Origin of the sequence: Sphingomonas lycopersici, assembly GCF_026130605.1 — a bacterium.
Classification (GTDB): Bacteria; Pseudomonadota; Alphaproteobacteria; order Sphingomonadales; family Sphingomonadaceae; genus Sphingomonas; species Sphingomonas lycopersici.
On record NZ_JANFAU010000010.1, the window covers coordinates 33798 to 46841 of the forward strand.

The 13044-nt window shown below is 67.5% G+C and carries 14 protein-coding genes; 5 read left to right on the top strand and 9 right to left on the bottom strand.

The window, feature by feature from the left end:
• Positions 1–19: 19 nt before the first annotated feature.
• The 7 genes from purL to aroQ form a co-directional block, all read right to left on the bottom strand.
• Positions 20–2227: a phosphoribosylformylglycinamidine synthase subunit PurL gene (gene purL / locus NED98_RS17295; RefSeq protein ID WP_179513343.1), complete on the bottom strand. Its 2208-nt coding sequence runs from the start codon at positions 2225–2227 to the stop codon at positions 20–22.
• An 87-nt stretch (positions 2228–2314) separates the two neighbouring features.
• A complete protein-coding gene (locus tag NED98_RS17300) occupies positions 2315–2635 on the bottom strand; it encodes an ArsC/Spx/MgsR family protein (protein WP_265313847.1) in 321 nt (106 codons plus the stop codon).
• 9 nt (positions 2636–2644) lie between these two features.
• Positions 2645–3334, bottom strand: coding sequence for a hypothetical protein (locus NED98_RS17305; protein ID WP_265313848.1), 690 nt, complete (start codon positions 3332–3334; stop codon positions 2645–2647).
• A gap of 73 nt (positions 3335–3407) precedes the next feature.
• On the bottom strand, positions 3408–4043 hold the full coding sequence (locus tag NED98_RS17310) for a PEPxxWA-CTERM sorting domain-containing protein (RefSeq protein WP_265313849.1): 636 nt from the start codon (positions 4041–4043) through the stop codon (positions 3408–3410).
• A 140-nt stretch (positions 4044–4183) separates the two neighbouring features.
• Positions 4184–5536, bottom strand: coding sequence for an acetyl-CoA carboxylase biotin carboxylase subunit (gene accC / locus NED98_RS17315; protein ID WP_265313850.1), 1353 nt, complete (start codon positions 5534–5536; stop codon positions 4184–4186).
• Between the two features lie 116 nt (positions 5537–5652).
• The gene (gene accB, locus NED98_RS17320; protein WP_265313852.1) at positions 5653–6135 is read right to left on the bottom strand and encodes an acetyl-CoA carboxylase biotin carboxyl carrier protein; all 483 of its coding nucleotides are present in this window, start codon (positions 6133–6135) and stop codon (positions 5653–5655) included.
• Positions 6136–6177: 42 nt separating this feature from the next.
• A complete protein-coding gene (gene aroQ / locus NED98_RS17325) occupies positions 6178–6612 on the bottom strand; it encodes a type II 3-dehydroquinate dehydratase (RefSeq protein ID WP_179513349.1) in 435 nt (144 codons plus the stop codon).
• A 126-nt stretch (positions 6613–6738) separates the two neighbouring features.
• On the opposite strand from aroQ, the gene thiS reads away from it, so the two are divergent.
• The gene (gene thiS / locus NED98_RS17335; protein ID WP_284699616.1) at positions 6739–7746 is read left to right on the top strand and encodes a sulfur carrier protein ThiS; all 1008 of its coding nucleotides are present in this window, start codon (positions 6739–6741) and stop codon (positions 7744–7746) included.
• Positions 7747–7802: 56 nt separating this feature from the next.
• The gene (locus NED98_RS17340) at positions 7803–7970 is read left to right on the top strand and encodes a hypothetical protein (RefSeq protein WP_265313853.1); all 168 of its coding nucleotides are present in this window, start codon (positions 7803–7805) and stop codon (positions 7968–7970) included.
• A 20-nt stretch (positions 7971–7990) separates the two neighbouring features.
• On the opposite strand, the gene NED98_RS17345 is transcribed toward NED98_RS17340, so the two are convergent.
• Positions 7991–8857 carry an AraC family transcriptional regulator gene (locus NED98_RS17345; RefSeq protein ID WP_265269341.1) on the bottom strand — a complete coding sequence of 289 codons (867 nt, stop codon included), beginning with the start codon at positions 8855–8857 and terminating at the stop codon, positions 7991–7993.
• 218 nt (positions 8858–9075) lie between these two features.
• Here NED98_RS17345 and NED98_RS17350 point away from each other — a divergent pair, with 218 nt between their 5' ends.
• Complete coding sequence (locus NED98_RS17350) at positions 9076–9639, top strand: outer membrane protein (RefSeq protein ID WP_179513353.1); 564 nt, start codon at positions 9076–9078, stop codon at positions 9637–9639.
• Positions 9640–9665: 26 nt separating this feature from the next.
• Here the strand turns inward: NED98_RS17350 and NED98_RS17355 are convergent, their stop codons facing one another.
• The gene (locus tag NED98_RS17355; RefSeq protein WP_265313854.1) at positions 9666–11315 is read right to left on the bottom strand and encodes a thiamine pyrophosphate-binding protein; all 1650 of its coding nucleotides are present in this window, start codon (positions 11313–11315) and stop codon (positions 9666–9668) included.
• A 102-nt stretch (positions 11316–11417) separates the two neighbouring features.
• Between NED98_RS17355 and NED98_RS17360 the strand changes: the two genes are divergently transcribed.
• Together NED98_RS17360 and NED98_RS17365 are read left to right on the top strand one after the other, a co-directional pair.
• Positions 11418–12338 carry an SMP-30/gluconolactonase/LRE family protein gene (locus NED98_RS17360; protein ID WP_265313855.1) on the top strand — a complete coding sequence of 307 codons (921 nt, stop codon included), beginning with the start codon at positions 11418–11420 and terminating at the stop codon, positions 12336–12338.
• A 3-nt stretch (positions 12339–12341) separates the two neighbouring features.
• Positions 12342–13037, top strand: coding sequence for a VIT1/CCC1 transporter family protein (locus tag NED98_RS17365; RefSeq protein ID WP_265313856.1), 696 nt, complete (start codon positions 12342–12344; stop codon positions 13035–13037).
• Positions 13038–13044: the final 7 nt, after the last annotated feature.

Genomic DNA, 13044 nt, shown 5'->3' on the forward strand with positions numbered 1-13044 from the left:
CGCTATTTGACCGCGTCCTTTACGCCGCGCCCATCAGTTGCGGGAAGAAGCCTTCGTGCGCGGTCCGCAGCGCGTCGAGCGTCACCACATCGTCGCGATCGGGGCGTTCGAAGATCAGCCGCTTGCCGCCGGTGCGGCCGAGCGGCTCGGCTTCCACCCCGGCTTCGAGCGCATTGTGGAGGAAATCGGCCAGCGCATGATCGTGCACCGTCACGATATAGACCCCCTGATCCTCGGCGAAGAAGGAAGCGGCGCAGCCGAACGGCTGCTTGCGATCGATGATCGCGCCGATATCCCCGGCCAGCGCCATTTCGGCGAGCGTCACCGCGATGCCGCCGTCGGACACGTCATGCACCGCCGAAAGCTGCCCGGCGAGAATCGCGCCGCGGATCAGATCGCCCGCGGCCTTTTCCGCCGCCAGATCGACGCGCGGCGGCGGGCCTTCCTCGCGCCCATGGCATTCGCGCAGCCACAGGCTCTGCCCGAGATCGCCGCGCCGCGTGCCGACCGCGAGGATCACGTCGCCCGATCCCTTGAAGGCGATCGTCGCGGATTTGCTCCAGTCCTTGAGCAGCCCGACCCCGCCGATCGCCGGGGTCGGCAGGATCGCCGAGCCGCCGCCGGTCGCCTTGCTCTCGTTGTAGAGGCTGACATTGCCCGAGACGATCGGGAAATCGAGCGCGCGGCACGCCTCGCCCATCCCCTCGAGACAGCCGACGATCTGCCCCATGATCTCGGGGCGCTGCGGGTTGGCGAAATTGAGGCAATTGGTCACCGCGAGCGGGGTCGCGCCGACCGCGGTGAGGTTGCGCCACGCTTCCGCAATCGCCTGTTTGCCGCCTTCGATCGGGTCGGCGAAGCAATAGCGCGGGGTGCAATCGGTCGAGATCGCCAGCCCCTTGTCGGTGCCGTGGACGCGCACCACCGCGGCGTCGCCGCCGGGGCGCTGCGCCGTATCGGCGCCGACCATGTGGTCATATTGCTCCCAGATCCACCGCCGGCTGGCGATATCGGGCGAGCCGATCAGCGTCAGTAGGTCGGCGGCGATATCCTTGCTCTCCGGCACCTCGACCAGCGCCTTGGCCGGCGGGGTGGGGACGTGCGGGCGATCATAGAGCGGGGCTTCGTCGGCGAGCGGGCCAAGCGGGATGTCGCAGACCGTCTCCCCCTTCCACTTGAGCACCATGCGCCCGGTGTCGGTGACATGCCCGATCACCGCGAAATCGAGCTCCCATTTGCGGAAGATCGCCTCGGCCTCGCCCTCGCGGCCGGGCTTGAGCACCATCAGCATGCGCTCCTGCGATTCGGAGAGCATCATCTCATAGGGCGTCATGCCGGTTTCGCGCTGCGGCACGTCGTCCATCACCAGCTCGATGCCGACCCCGCCCTTCGACGCCATCTCGACGCTCGACGAGGTGAGCCCGGCCGCGCCCATGTCCTGGATCGCGACGATCGCGTCGGATGACATGAGCTCGAGGCACGCCTCGATCAGCAGTTTCTCGGTGAAGGGATCGCCGACCTGCACGGTGGGGCGCTTCTCCTCCGAATCCTCGGAGAAATCGGCCGAGGCCATCGTCGCGCCGTGGATGCCGTCGCGCCCGGTCTTGGAGCCGACATAGACGATCGGATTGCCGACGCCCGACGCGGCCGAATAGAAGATCTTGTCGGTATCGGCGACCCCCACGGTCATCGCGTTGACGAGGATATTGCCGTCATAGGCCGGGTGGAAATTGACCTCGCCGCCGACCGTCGGGACGCCGACGCAATTGCCATAGCCGCCGATGCCGTGGACCACGCCCGAAATCAGGTGGCGCATCTTGGGGTGGTCGGGGCGGCCGAAGCGCAGCGCGTTCATGTTCGCCACCGGGCGCGCGCCCATCGTGAACACGTCGCGCAGGATGCCGCCCACCCCGGTCGCCGCGCCCTGATAGGGCTCGATATAGCTCGGGTGGTTGTGGCTCTCCATCTTGAAGATCGCGGCCTGCCCGTCGCCGATATCGATCACGCCGGCGTTCTCGCCCGGGCCGCAGATCACCCACGGCGCCTCGGTCGGCAGCTTTTTCAGATGGATGCGGCTCGATTTGTAGCTGCAATGCTCGGACCACATCACCGAGAAGATGCCGAGCTCGACCATATTGGGCTCGCGGCCCAGCGCGTGGAGCACGCGGTCATATTCTTCCGGCGACAGGCCGTGTTCGGCGACGATCTCGGGCGTGATCTGAGTCATGCGCCGCGCCTTACGAGGCAAAGCCGATCGGAACAACTCCTTGTGTCCCCGCCTGGGCTCCCGCCTTCGCGGGAGCCCAAAAGGGCCTCACAGAATCTCGTGCACCTTTTCCGGCGGGCGGGCGATGACGACGCCCTTTTCGGTTTCGACCACCGGGCGCTCGATCAGCGCGGAATCGGCGGCCATCGCGTCGAGCGCGGCGTCATTGTCGGCGAACTTGGGTGCATCCTTGCGCATCGCGTCGCGCGGCGCGATCCCGCCGCGCGCGTAGACGCGCTTGAGCTCGTCGCGCGTCGGCGGCGATTTGAGATATTCGACGATGGTGACCTCGGCCCCGGCTTCGTTGAGCAGGGCGAGCGCCTCGCGCGACTTGGAGCAGCGCGGATTGTGCCAGATGATTGCCTTCATGCTGGCATTCTAGACGAGGCGGACGCGCGGTCCACCCTTCACCGCGCGCGTCCGCGCCACCCAGAAAGCGAGCGCGGCGAACAGCGCATAAGCGAATAACGCGAGCGCCGGCTGCGATGCGGGCAGCGGATCGACGATCGCCGCCGGCTGCGGCTGGAGCCAGTTGAACGCCTGCAGCCCGAGCAATGCGAGCGCGAGGATCGCGGGCGAAATGCGCCCGCTGGTCCCCTTCGCCTCGGTACGGGTGAGGTAGAACAGCAGCGCGCCGAAGGTCAGCGCGAGTTCGAGCGGGATTTCGATCGCCGGGTGGTTCCACAATGCCAGCCCGTAGCGCTGGCCCGATCCGAACAAGGTAAGGTCGGGCGCGTGGACGAGAAAGTCGAGCAGCCAGTGCGACACCACCACCGCCGCGCCGATCCACGCCGCCGGCCAGCCGCCGCCGAGCCATCGCGTGCCGATCGCCCAGGCGGCGGCGAACCCTGCCGCGCCGATCAGGCTGTGGGTGAAGGGCATGTCGTAAAGGTCCATCGCATTCATCGCGGTGAAGCCGGGAACGGCGCGCATATGCTCCACCCCGACCAGCACGAAGACGAAGAAGGCGATGTCGACCAGTTGGGCGGCGACGAACAACGCGCCGAGCCGCGGCGATTTGGGGCTGCTCGCCGCGACGAAGGCGGGCGCGTAATGGCCGATGAACATGCTTTGCCTCCCCGAACGGCACCAGCCGCGCCGCGCGCGCATCGTCGCGCGGCGCCGCGGGAGAGGCAAGGGGTCAGGTGAAGCGAACAGTCGCCGCCGGGCGTCGCCGCCGCAGCGCCGCGCCGATTGCGCCGAGGCCGAGGATCATCATCGCCCAGGTTGCCGGTTCGGGCACGCCGCCGCCGCCGGCAAATGCCTGGAATTCGGAGATCGCATAATATTGATCGCCGCCGAAAGCGGAGAGGCGGAAGCGATCGGTGGAGAAGCTCGGGAGGATGCCGCTGTCGCGCGTGATCAACCCGAAGCTGTTGACCGCGGCGGCGGTGAACGCCGAATGCCACGCGCCGCCGCTCCAATATTCGACGAGATAATTGTCATTGTCGTCGCCCTGCAAAACGAGCCGGTCGAACGAGAAACTGTGGTTGAGCTGGATCGTGATATAATAAGGCGAGACAGTCTGCGTCTGATCCCACCAGAAGGAATCATTGTTCCACTGATGCTGTTCGGGGGCGAATATGCCGTCGACGATCCTATCGAGCGCGGGCGCGTTGGAGCCGGGCCCCCAGGGCGAACCGGGGCGCAGCACGCCGTCACCGACCGGGGCGGTGATGGACGACCAGTTGCTCGGGATGACGTTCGCCGCGTCCGCCGCGGCCGGCGCGATCGCGGCGGCCAAGATGGCGGCGGAAAGACCGATCGAATTTCGCATAACGAAATCTCCTGATGAGCGTTATGCGACCCCTGTCCGTCGCCGGCAGCCGACGACGGTTATTTTATGATTAACAATAACCTATGCCGATATCCGCATGAACTGCGGGTGCGGCGAAGCGGGCGGGCGGCGCGACGAGGCTATTCGCCCTGCCGCGCCAGCCACTCCTCGAGCCATTTGATCGTATATTGGCCCTGCTGGAATTCGGGATCGTCGAGCAATGCCTGGTGCAGCGGAATGGTGGTCTTCATCCCCTCGATGACGAATTCCTCCAGCGCGCGGCGCAGCCGCCGCAGCGCGCCCTGCCGGGTGGTGCCGTAGACGATCAGCTTGGCGATCATGCTGTCGTAATAAGGCGGCACCTTATAGCCGGCGTAGAGCCCCGAATCGACGCGGACATGCATCCCGCCCGGCGCGTGATATTGCTTCACCAGCCCCGGCGAGGGGGCGAAGGTGCGCGGATCCTCGGCGTTGATGCGGCATTCGATCGCATGGCCGCGGATATGCACGTCCTGCTGGCGCAGGGTGAGCGGATGCCCCTCGGCGATGCGGATCTGTTCGCGGACGAGATCGAGCCCGGTCACCGCCTCGGTCACCGGATGTTCGACCTGCAGCCGGGTGTTCATCTCGATGAAGTAGAACTCGCCGTCTTCCCACAGGAATTCGATCGTCCCCGCGCCGCGATAGCCCATGTCGGCCATCGCCTTGGAAACGATCCCGCCCATCCGCTCGCGCTCGGCCTCGGTGATGACGGGGGAGGGGGCCTCCTCAAGCACCTTCTGGTGGCGGCGCTGGAGCGAGCAATCGCGCTCGCCCAGATGGATCGCATTGCCCTCGCCGTCGCCGAACACCTGGAATTCGATGTGGCGCGGGTTGCCGAGATATTTCTCCATATAGACGGTCGCGTCGCCGAACGCCGCCTTGGCCTCGCTGCCCGCCTGCTGCATCAGCGTTTCGAGCTGATCCTCGCTCGGCACGACCTTCATCCCGCGCCCGCCGCCGCCGCTCGCGGCCTTGATCAGCACCGGATAGCCGATCTCCGCGGCGAGCTTCTTCGCCTCTTCGACATCGCTGATCGCGCCGTCCGACCCCGGGACGAGCGGCAGCCCGAGCGCGCCGGCGGTGCGCTTGGCCGCGACCTTGTCGCCCATGATGCGGATATGTTCGGGCTTCGGCCCGACGAAGATCAGCCCGTGCGCCTCGACGATCTCGGCGAATTTGGCGTTCTCCGAGAGGAAGCCGTATCCGGGGTGGATCGCATCCGCGCCCGAAATCTCCGCGGCGGAGATGATGTTGGGGATGTTGAGATACGAATCGGCGGCCGCCGGCGGCCCGATGCAGATCGCCTCGTCCGCCAGCCGGACGTGCATCGCATCGGCGTCCGCGGTGGAATGCACCGCGACGGTCTTGATCCCCATCTCATGGCAGGCGCGATGGATGCGGAGCGCGATCTCGCCGCGGTTGGCGATCAGCAGTTTCTTGATCTGGGGCATGGAAAATAGAGCCTATATGCCCACCGTTCGCCCTGAGCCTGTCGAAGGGCTGCCCTTCCTCATCGGAAGAAAGGACAGGGCTTCGACCAGCTCAGCCCGAACGGCGGGGCTAAAGATCACTCAACGACAACGAGCGGCTGATCGAATTCGACCGGCTGGCCGTTTTCGACCAGCACGGCCTTCACCGTGCCGGCAGCCGGGGCGGTGATCGGGTTCATCACCTTCATCGCCTCGACGATCAGCAAGGTGTCGCCCGCCTTGACCTGCGTGCCGGCCGCGATGAACGGCGCGGCGCCCGGCTCGGCGGCGAGATAGACCGTGCCGACCATCGGCGAGCGCACCGCATTGGCGTGGCTCGGCGCGGCGGCCGGCGCTTCGGCTGCGGCCGCGGGTGCCGCGAGGGGCGCCGCCGCCGGGGCGGGCGCATAATGCACCGCCGGTGCCGCCGCCGCGCTCACCTTGCGCGCAACGCGGATCTTGCGATCGCCGTCCTCGACCTCGATCTCGGTAAGCTGGGTCGTATCGAGGAGCTCGGCGAGCTGGCGCACCAGCCCGACATCGACCTTCATCGCGCCCTTATTGTCTTCATTGTCAGCCATTGCGACCAAAACCCCCCTGGGAAGTGCAGGGCGCGCGCTCTGTCAGAACCGCGCCGCCGCTTCAAGCGCGAGCATATAGGATGTTGCGCCGAACCCCGCGATCGTGCCCTTCGCCGCGCGCCCGACGAAAGAGACATGGCGGAATTCCTCCCGCGTGTGAGGGTTCGACAGATGGACCTCGATCACCGGCGTGCGCACCGCCTTGATCGCATCGAGCAGCGCGACCGAGGTGTGGGTGAAGGCGGCGGCGTTGAGGATCACGGCGCGCGCATCGCGCGCCTGCGCCTCGTGGAGCCAGTCGACGAGGTGGCCCTCGTGGTTCGACTGGCGCATGTCGATCTCCAGCCCCAGTTCGCGCGCGCGATCCTCCAGCCGCCCGGCGATATCGTCGAGCGTGTCATGGCCGTAGATTTCCGGCTCGCGCGTGCCGAGCAGGTTGAGGTTGGGGCCGTTGAGAACATAGATAAGGCCGGTCATCGCGGCGCCTTCTCGCATTGCACGCCGCCGAGCGCAACATTGCCGCCACCGCGTTGCCCTGATTGCATTTGAACCCGAGGGCCCAGACCATTGCCGGCTAAGGGTCTGGGCCCTAGATGGCGCGGCATGACTCACACCGACGGCACCATCTCGATCACCGTGAACGGCGAGCATCGCCGCGTCACGGCCGGCCTCTCGCTCGCCGGGCTCGCCAGTGAACTCGGGCTGGCGCCGGAGAAAGTGGCGGTCGAGCGCAATCTGGAGGTGGTGCCGCGCTCGACGCTGGGCGCGGTGCTGGTCGAGGACGGCGACGAGCTGGAGATCGTTCATTTCGTCGGCGGCGGCGATCATGCCGCGTCGTTCGACGAGGACACCTGGACGGTGGCGGGGCGCACCTTCCGCTCGCGGCTGATCGTCGGCACCGGCAAGTACAAGGATTTCGCGCAGAATGCCGCCGCGCTCCAGGCGTCGGGGGCGGAGATCGTCACCGTTGCGGTGCGCCGCGTCAACGTCAGCGATCCCACCGCGCCGATGCTGACCGATTTCATCGACCCCGAGAAGATCACTTATCTCCCCAATACCGCGGGCTGTTTCACCGCCGAGGAGGCGATCCGCACGCTGCGGCTGGCGCGCGAGGCGGGGGGCTGGGATCTCGTCAAGCTCGAGGTGCTGGGCGAGGCGCGCACGCTCTACCCCGATATGGTCGAGACGCTGCGCGCGACCGAGGTGCTGGCCAAGGAAGGCTTCCTGCCGATGGTCTATTGCGTCGACGATCCGATCGCGGCGAAGCGGCTGGAGGATGCCGGTGCGGTGGCGATCATGCCGCTGGGCGCGCCGATCGGCTCGGGGCTGGGGATCCAGAACGAGGTGACGATCCGGCTGATCGTCGAGGGCGCCACTGTCCCGGTGCTGGTCGACGCCGGGGTCGGGCAGGCATCCGATGCTGCGCGCGCGATGGAATTGGGCTGCGACGGCGTGCTGATGAACACCGCGATCGCCGAGGCCAAGGACCCGATCCTGATGGCCGCGGCGATGAAGGCGGCGGTCGAGGCGGGGCGGCTGAGCTATCGCGCCGGCCGCATGGGCAAGCGCCGCTACGCCGATCCGTCGAGCCCGCTCGCCGGGCTGATCTGAGGAACCGTTGCGGCCGATCGCCCGTTGACCCGTGCGGGGTTCGCGGGAGACCGACGATGAGCGAACTGAGCAACCGGGTCGACGGCATAGCCAAGCCGGCGATCCTTCGTGCCGATCCCGGCAATCCAGTCGATCACGAGGCGCGCGATGCGGTTAAGCGACGCGAAGGCAGGGCATCGGCATCGATCGCCAGGATACGCGAAAAGCTCGGCGACGATATCTGATCGACGCCCCTTCGGTGTCGTTACGCCTGAAGGGGCAGATAGACGGTGGCGCGCAGATCCGCCGCGGCCACTTCATCCGGGTCGTCAAGAGCATGGATCAGTAACGGCGCCGCGCTAACCGGTATGTCGGCGGCCACCGCCTCGGCGTATAGCGCGTCGGCACTCGCCTCGATCAGGTCATAGTCGCCCGCGTGACTCATGAACAGCGCGAGGCCGCCGGGCAGATCGATCGTCGTAATCCCACTGATGGGAGCAAGCGGGGACGCCGTGGCAAACGCACAATCGTAGCGGCAATCTTTGCCCGCCACTTCGCGTGGATCGTCGTGCGGAATGCCGTAGATGCCGGTAATCTCTTCCGGTGCGATCTGCTCCATCAATAGTTCGTACAGCCGGGTATAGGCCCCATTCAGCTCGGTATAATCGCCGACGTTACGCAGCGCTGCCAGCCGCAACGGGGCGAAGGACGTAATGGTGATGGTCAGCGGCGGAGCGGGTTCCGATGTGCTTATTGCGGGCTGAGCGAACGCAGCCGCCACCTCGTCGCGCCGGTTGCGATCGTCGCGCAAATTGGTTGCGGTCGTGCCGGCCGCCGCTTTCAGCGCACGGGCATAAGCCTGGGCCGTCGCATAGCCGCTATGACCCGCGGCGGCCGTGACGCCTTTGTCGAGCACGGGCAAGCTTCCGCCGAGGCGCACGCGCGTCACCGCGGCGCCCACCGTTTCCCCGGTCATCACGCGGAATATGCGATGGAAATGATAATCGGACAGTGCCGCTGCGGCCGCCAGATCGGCGAGCGCGGGCGGCTCGCCGGCGCGGGCTCGCCGTTCCAGAAGCGCAATCGCTCGCTCGATCCGTTCGGCATAACGCGCACGCTGGGTGGTCTGCATCGCTCGTCTCCTTTCGCGGCGACGCTATGGGAAGCCGGCGCGGCTGTCGTTCCCGATCTTGCTCACTTCATGCGTCACCCCTGAAACGATCGCGACAATTGGCCGCAAAGGCGCCTTATTCCTGCAACGCCGCGCAATAACGGCGAGAGCCCGCGGTGCTTTTCCTCGTGCGTCGTCCGCCTCCTTTGGCGGGCGGCGATGTTTCGAGGAGTAAGACGATGTTCCAGTATTTTCCTGCCCCGGTTGCCGCGCTGGCGGTGCTTTCGGCGCTGTGCGCGGCGACGCCGGCCGCCGCGCAGGATGCCACCGCGTTCCAGGGCCCGCGGGTCGAGGCGCTGGTCGGGCTCGATCAGCTGCGTTTCGACGTCAGCAACATCGGCGGCGCGGGGCGCGACAAGGCGAGCGACGTGGGTTACGGCTTCGCGCTCGGCTATGACAAAGCGGTATCGCCGCATATGCTGATCGGCGCCGAGGCGGGGATGACCTTCTCCGACGTTTCCTACGCCCAGGACGCGCTGCGCAGCCGGCGCGAATTCGACGTCGCGGGGCGGATCGGGACGCCGCTCACCGCCAATACGCTGCTTTACGGCAAGGTCGGCTATTCCAACCTCCAGGTGCGCGAGGTCGATCAGGTGCGCGATCTCGACGGCGTGCTGCTCGCCGCCGGCGCCGAGGTGAAGCTTTCGCCCACGGCCTATCTCAAGAGCGAATATCGCTACGCCAATTATGGCGACGGCTATTCGACCAACGGCATCCTGACCGGCGTCGGGCTGCGCTTCTGATGCAAGCGGGGCGGTAGGGCGTGGCCCTACCGCTTCGCGACCGCCGACAAGGTGGTGCCGGCGGTGATCTGCTCGATATCGGTCTTGACGTGGAGCAGCCGCATTCCGCGCTCGGCCAGGGCGCGATCGAGCGCGGGCGCGAAGTCCGCGGTCCGCGTCACCGTCTCGGCCCAGCCGCCATAAGCGCGCGCCAGCGCGGCGAAATCGGGGTTGGCGAGCCGGGTCGCCGAAACCCGCCCCGGATATTCGCGCTCCTGATGCATGCGGATCGTGCCATAGGCGCCATTGTCGACCAGGATCACGATCAGGTCGCAGCCGTGCTGCGCGGCGGTCGCCAGTTCCTGCCCGTTCATCAGGAAATCGCCGTCGCCGGCGAGCGCGACGACTGTCCGCCCCGGGCGGCGCAGCGAGGCGGCGACCGCCGCGGGCACGCCATAGCCCATCGCGCCGGCGGTCGGGGCGAGCTGGGTCCCCGGCCCGGCATAGGGCCAGTAACGATGCCACCAGCCCGAGAAATTGCCCGCGCCGTTGCAGATGATCGTGTCCGCCGGCAGCTTTTCCCGCATCGTCCCGACGCACGGGCCGAGATCCATCACCACCCCGTCGCGCGGGCGCGGGGTCGACCAGTCGCGATAATCGTCATGCGCGGCTGCCGCATCGGCGCGTGCCGGGGCGTCGACCGCCGCGACCGCCGCCGCAAAGGCGGCCATCGACGCCGCGATCGGCAAATCGGTGGCATAGGTCATCCCGAGCTCGTCGGCGTCGGGGTGGACGTGGATCAGCCGCTGACCGGGATGATCGGGGGTGATCAGCGTATAGCCGTCGGTCGTCGCCTCGCCCAGTCGCGCGCCGACGACGAGCAGCAGGTCGGCCGCCTTGACTCGCGCGACGAGCTTGGGATTGGGGCCATAGCCGAGGTTGCCCGCATAGGCCGGGCTGTCGTTGGGCACCGCATCCTGCCGGCGGAAGGCGGCGACCAGCGGCACCTCGCAGCGATCGGCCCAGGCGGCGAGATCGCGCGCGGCATCATTGTCCCACCCCGCGCCGCCGATGATCGCGATCGGGCGCTCGGCGGCGGCGAGCATCTCGGCGAGCCGGTCGATCGCCGCGGCATCGGGGGCCTGGGCGACGCGCTCGACGCGTGGGCGGTCGATTGCTTCCACCTCGTCGAGCAGCATATCCTCGGGCAGCGCGAGCACCACCGGGCCGGGGCGGCCGTTCATCGCCACGGCATAGGCCCGCGCGACATATTCGGGGATGCGCCGCGCGTCGTCGATCCGCGCCGCCCATTTGGCGATCGGCGCGAACATCGCCTCGAAATTGATCTCCTGAAACGCCTCGCGATCGCGCGTGCCGCGATCGACATCGCCGACGAACAGGATCATCGGCTGGCTGTCCTGCATCGCGACATGCACCCCGATCGAGGCATTGGTCGCGCCGGGGCCGCGGGTGACGAAGGCGACGCCGGGCCGCCCGGTCAGCGCGCCGTCGGCGCAGGCCATGAATGCGACCCCGCCTTCCTGCCGGCACGTCACCACCTCGATCGCGGGCACGTCGACCAGGGCATCGAGCACCGCGAGGAAGCTCTCCCCCGGCACGGTGAAGATACGATCGCAGCCCTGCGCGACGAGCTGGTCGACGAGGATGCGCCCTCCGGTGCGGTTTTTGTTCTCCATAGGCGAGGGGTCTAGCCGGGCAGCGGCGGCGGCGGAAGGCGGCTATTGCTAAGTCGGGCGCCTTAGACAATCCTCCGCCGAAACGAGAGCAAGGAGAGCGGCGTGAGCGATTTCACCCTGGTGGCCGATGGCCTGCGTTTCCCCGAAGGCCCGGTGTGGATGCCCGACGGCAGCATCATCCTGGTGGAGATCGAGGCCGGGCGAATTACCCGCGTGACCCCCGACGGCGCCAAGGAAATTGTCGCGACGCCGGGCGGCGGCCCCAACGGGCTGGCGATGGGGCCGGACGGGATGCTCTATTGCTGCAACAACGGCGGGTTCGAATATCACGAGGCGAACGGCTATCTCGCCCCGCACGGCATCGCGCAAAACTATTCCGGCGGGCGGATCGAGCGGATCGACCCCGCGACCGGCAAGGTCGAGCTGCTCTACAAATCGGGCGACTTCGGCTGCATCCTGCGCGGGCCGAACGATATCGTGTTCGATCAATTCGGCGGCTTCTGGTTCACCGATCACGGCAAGGTCGATTACGCCAAGCGCTGCCACGACATCGTCGGCATCTTCTACGGCAAGACCGACGGCAGCCATCTGGAAGAAGTGATCTTCCCGTCGAACAACCCCAATGGCTGCGGGCTCTCACCCGACGGCAAGACGCTTTACGCCGCCGAAACCTACACCTGCCGGCTGATGAAGTTCAACATCACCGCCCCCGGCAAGGTCGCGCCGGATGCGGGGCCGGGCGGACCGGGGATCCCGCTCTATCGCCCCGCCGGTTATAAATTCTTCGATTCGCTCGCGGTCGAGGCGTCGGGCAATGTCTGCGTCGCGACGATCGGGGAAAGCGGGATCAGCGTGATCTCGCCCGAGGGTGACCTGGTCGAATTCGTCGCGACCGACGATATCTTCACCACCAACATCTGTTTCGGCGGCGAGGATATGATGGACGCGTGGATCACGCTTTCGGGGACCGGGCGGCTGGTGAAGACGCGGTGGAAGCGCCCCGGCCTCAAGCTGGAATATTGATCCATGCGTCCCCGCCACCGCGAACATCATGTCGTCGATCGGATCGGCTGGTTGCGCGCCGCGGTGCTGGGGGCGAATGACGGTATCCTCTCGGTATCGAGCATCATCGTCGGGGTCGCGGCGGCGCGGCCCGGGGTGTCGGCGATCCTGCTCGCGGGGCTTGCCGGGCTGGTCGCGGGGGCGATGTCGATGGCGGCGGGCGAGTTCGTCTCGGTCAGCAGCCAGGCCGATGCCGAGGCCGCCGAGCGCGCGCGCGAGGCCGCCGAACTCGCCGACGATCCCGACGGCGAGCACCGCGAGCTCGCGGCGATCTATCGCGCGCGCGGGCTCGACGAAACGCTGGCCGAGCAGGTCGCGACCCAGATGAGCGCGCATGACGCGCTTTCCGCGCATGTCCGCGACGAACTGGGGCTGACCGCGGCGGCGACCGCGCGCCCGGTGCAGGCGGCATTCGCCTCCGCCGCGAGCTTCTTCGCCGGCGGGGCGGCGCCGATGCTCACCGTGCTGCTCGCGCCGGTCGCGACGTTGGTCTGGTCGGTGCCGCTGGTCGCGCTGGTGCTGCTCGCGGCGCTGGGAGCGATCGGGGCGCAGGCCGGCGGGGCGAGCGCGGCAAAGGGGGCGCTGCGCGTCACCTTCTGGGGGGCGCTGGCGATGCTGGTCACTTATGTCGTCGGGCATATCGCGGGCGCAACTTTGTAGCGATGGG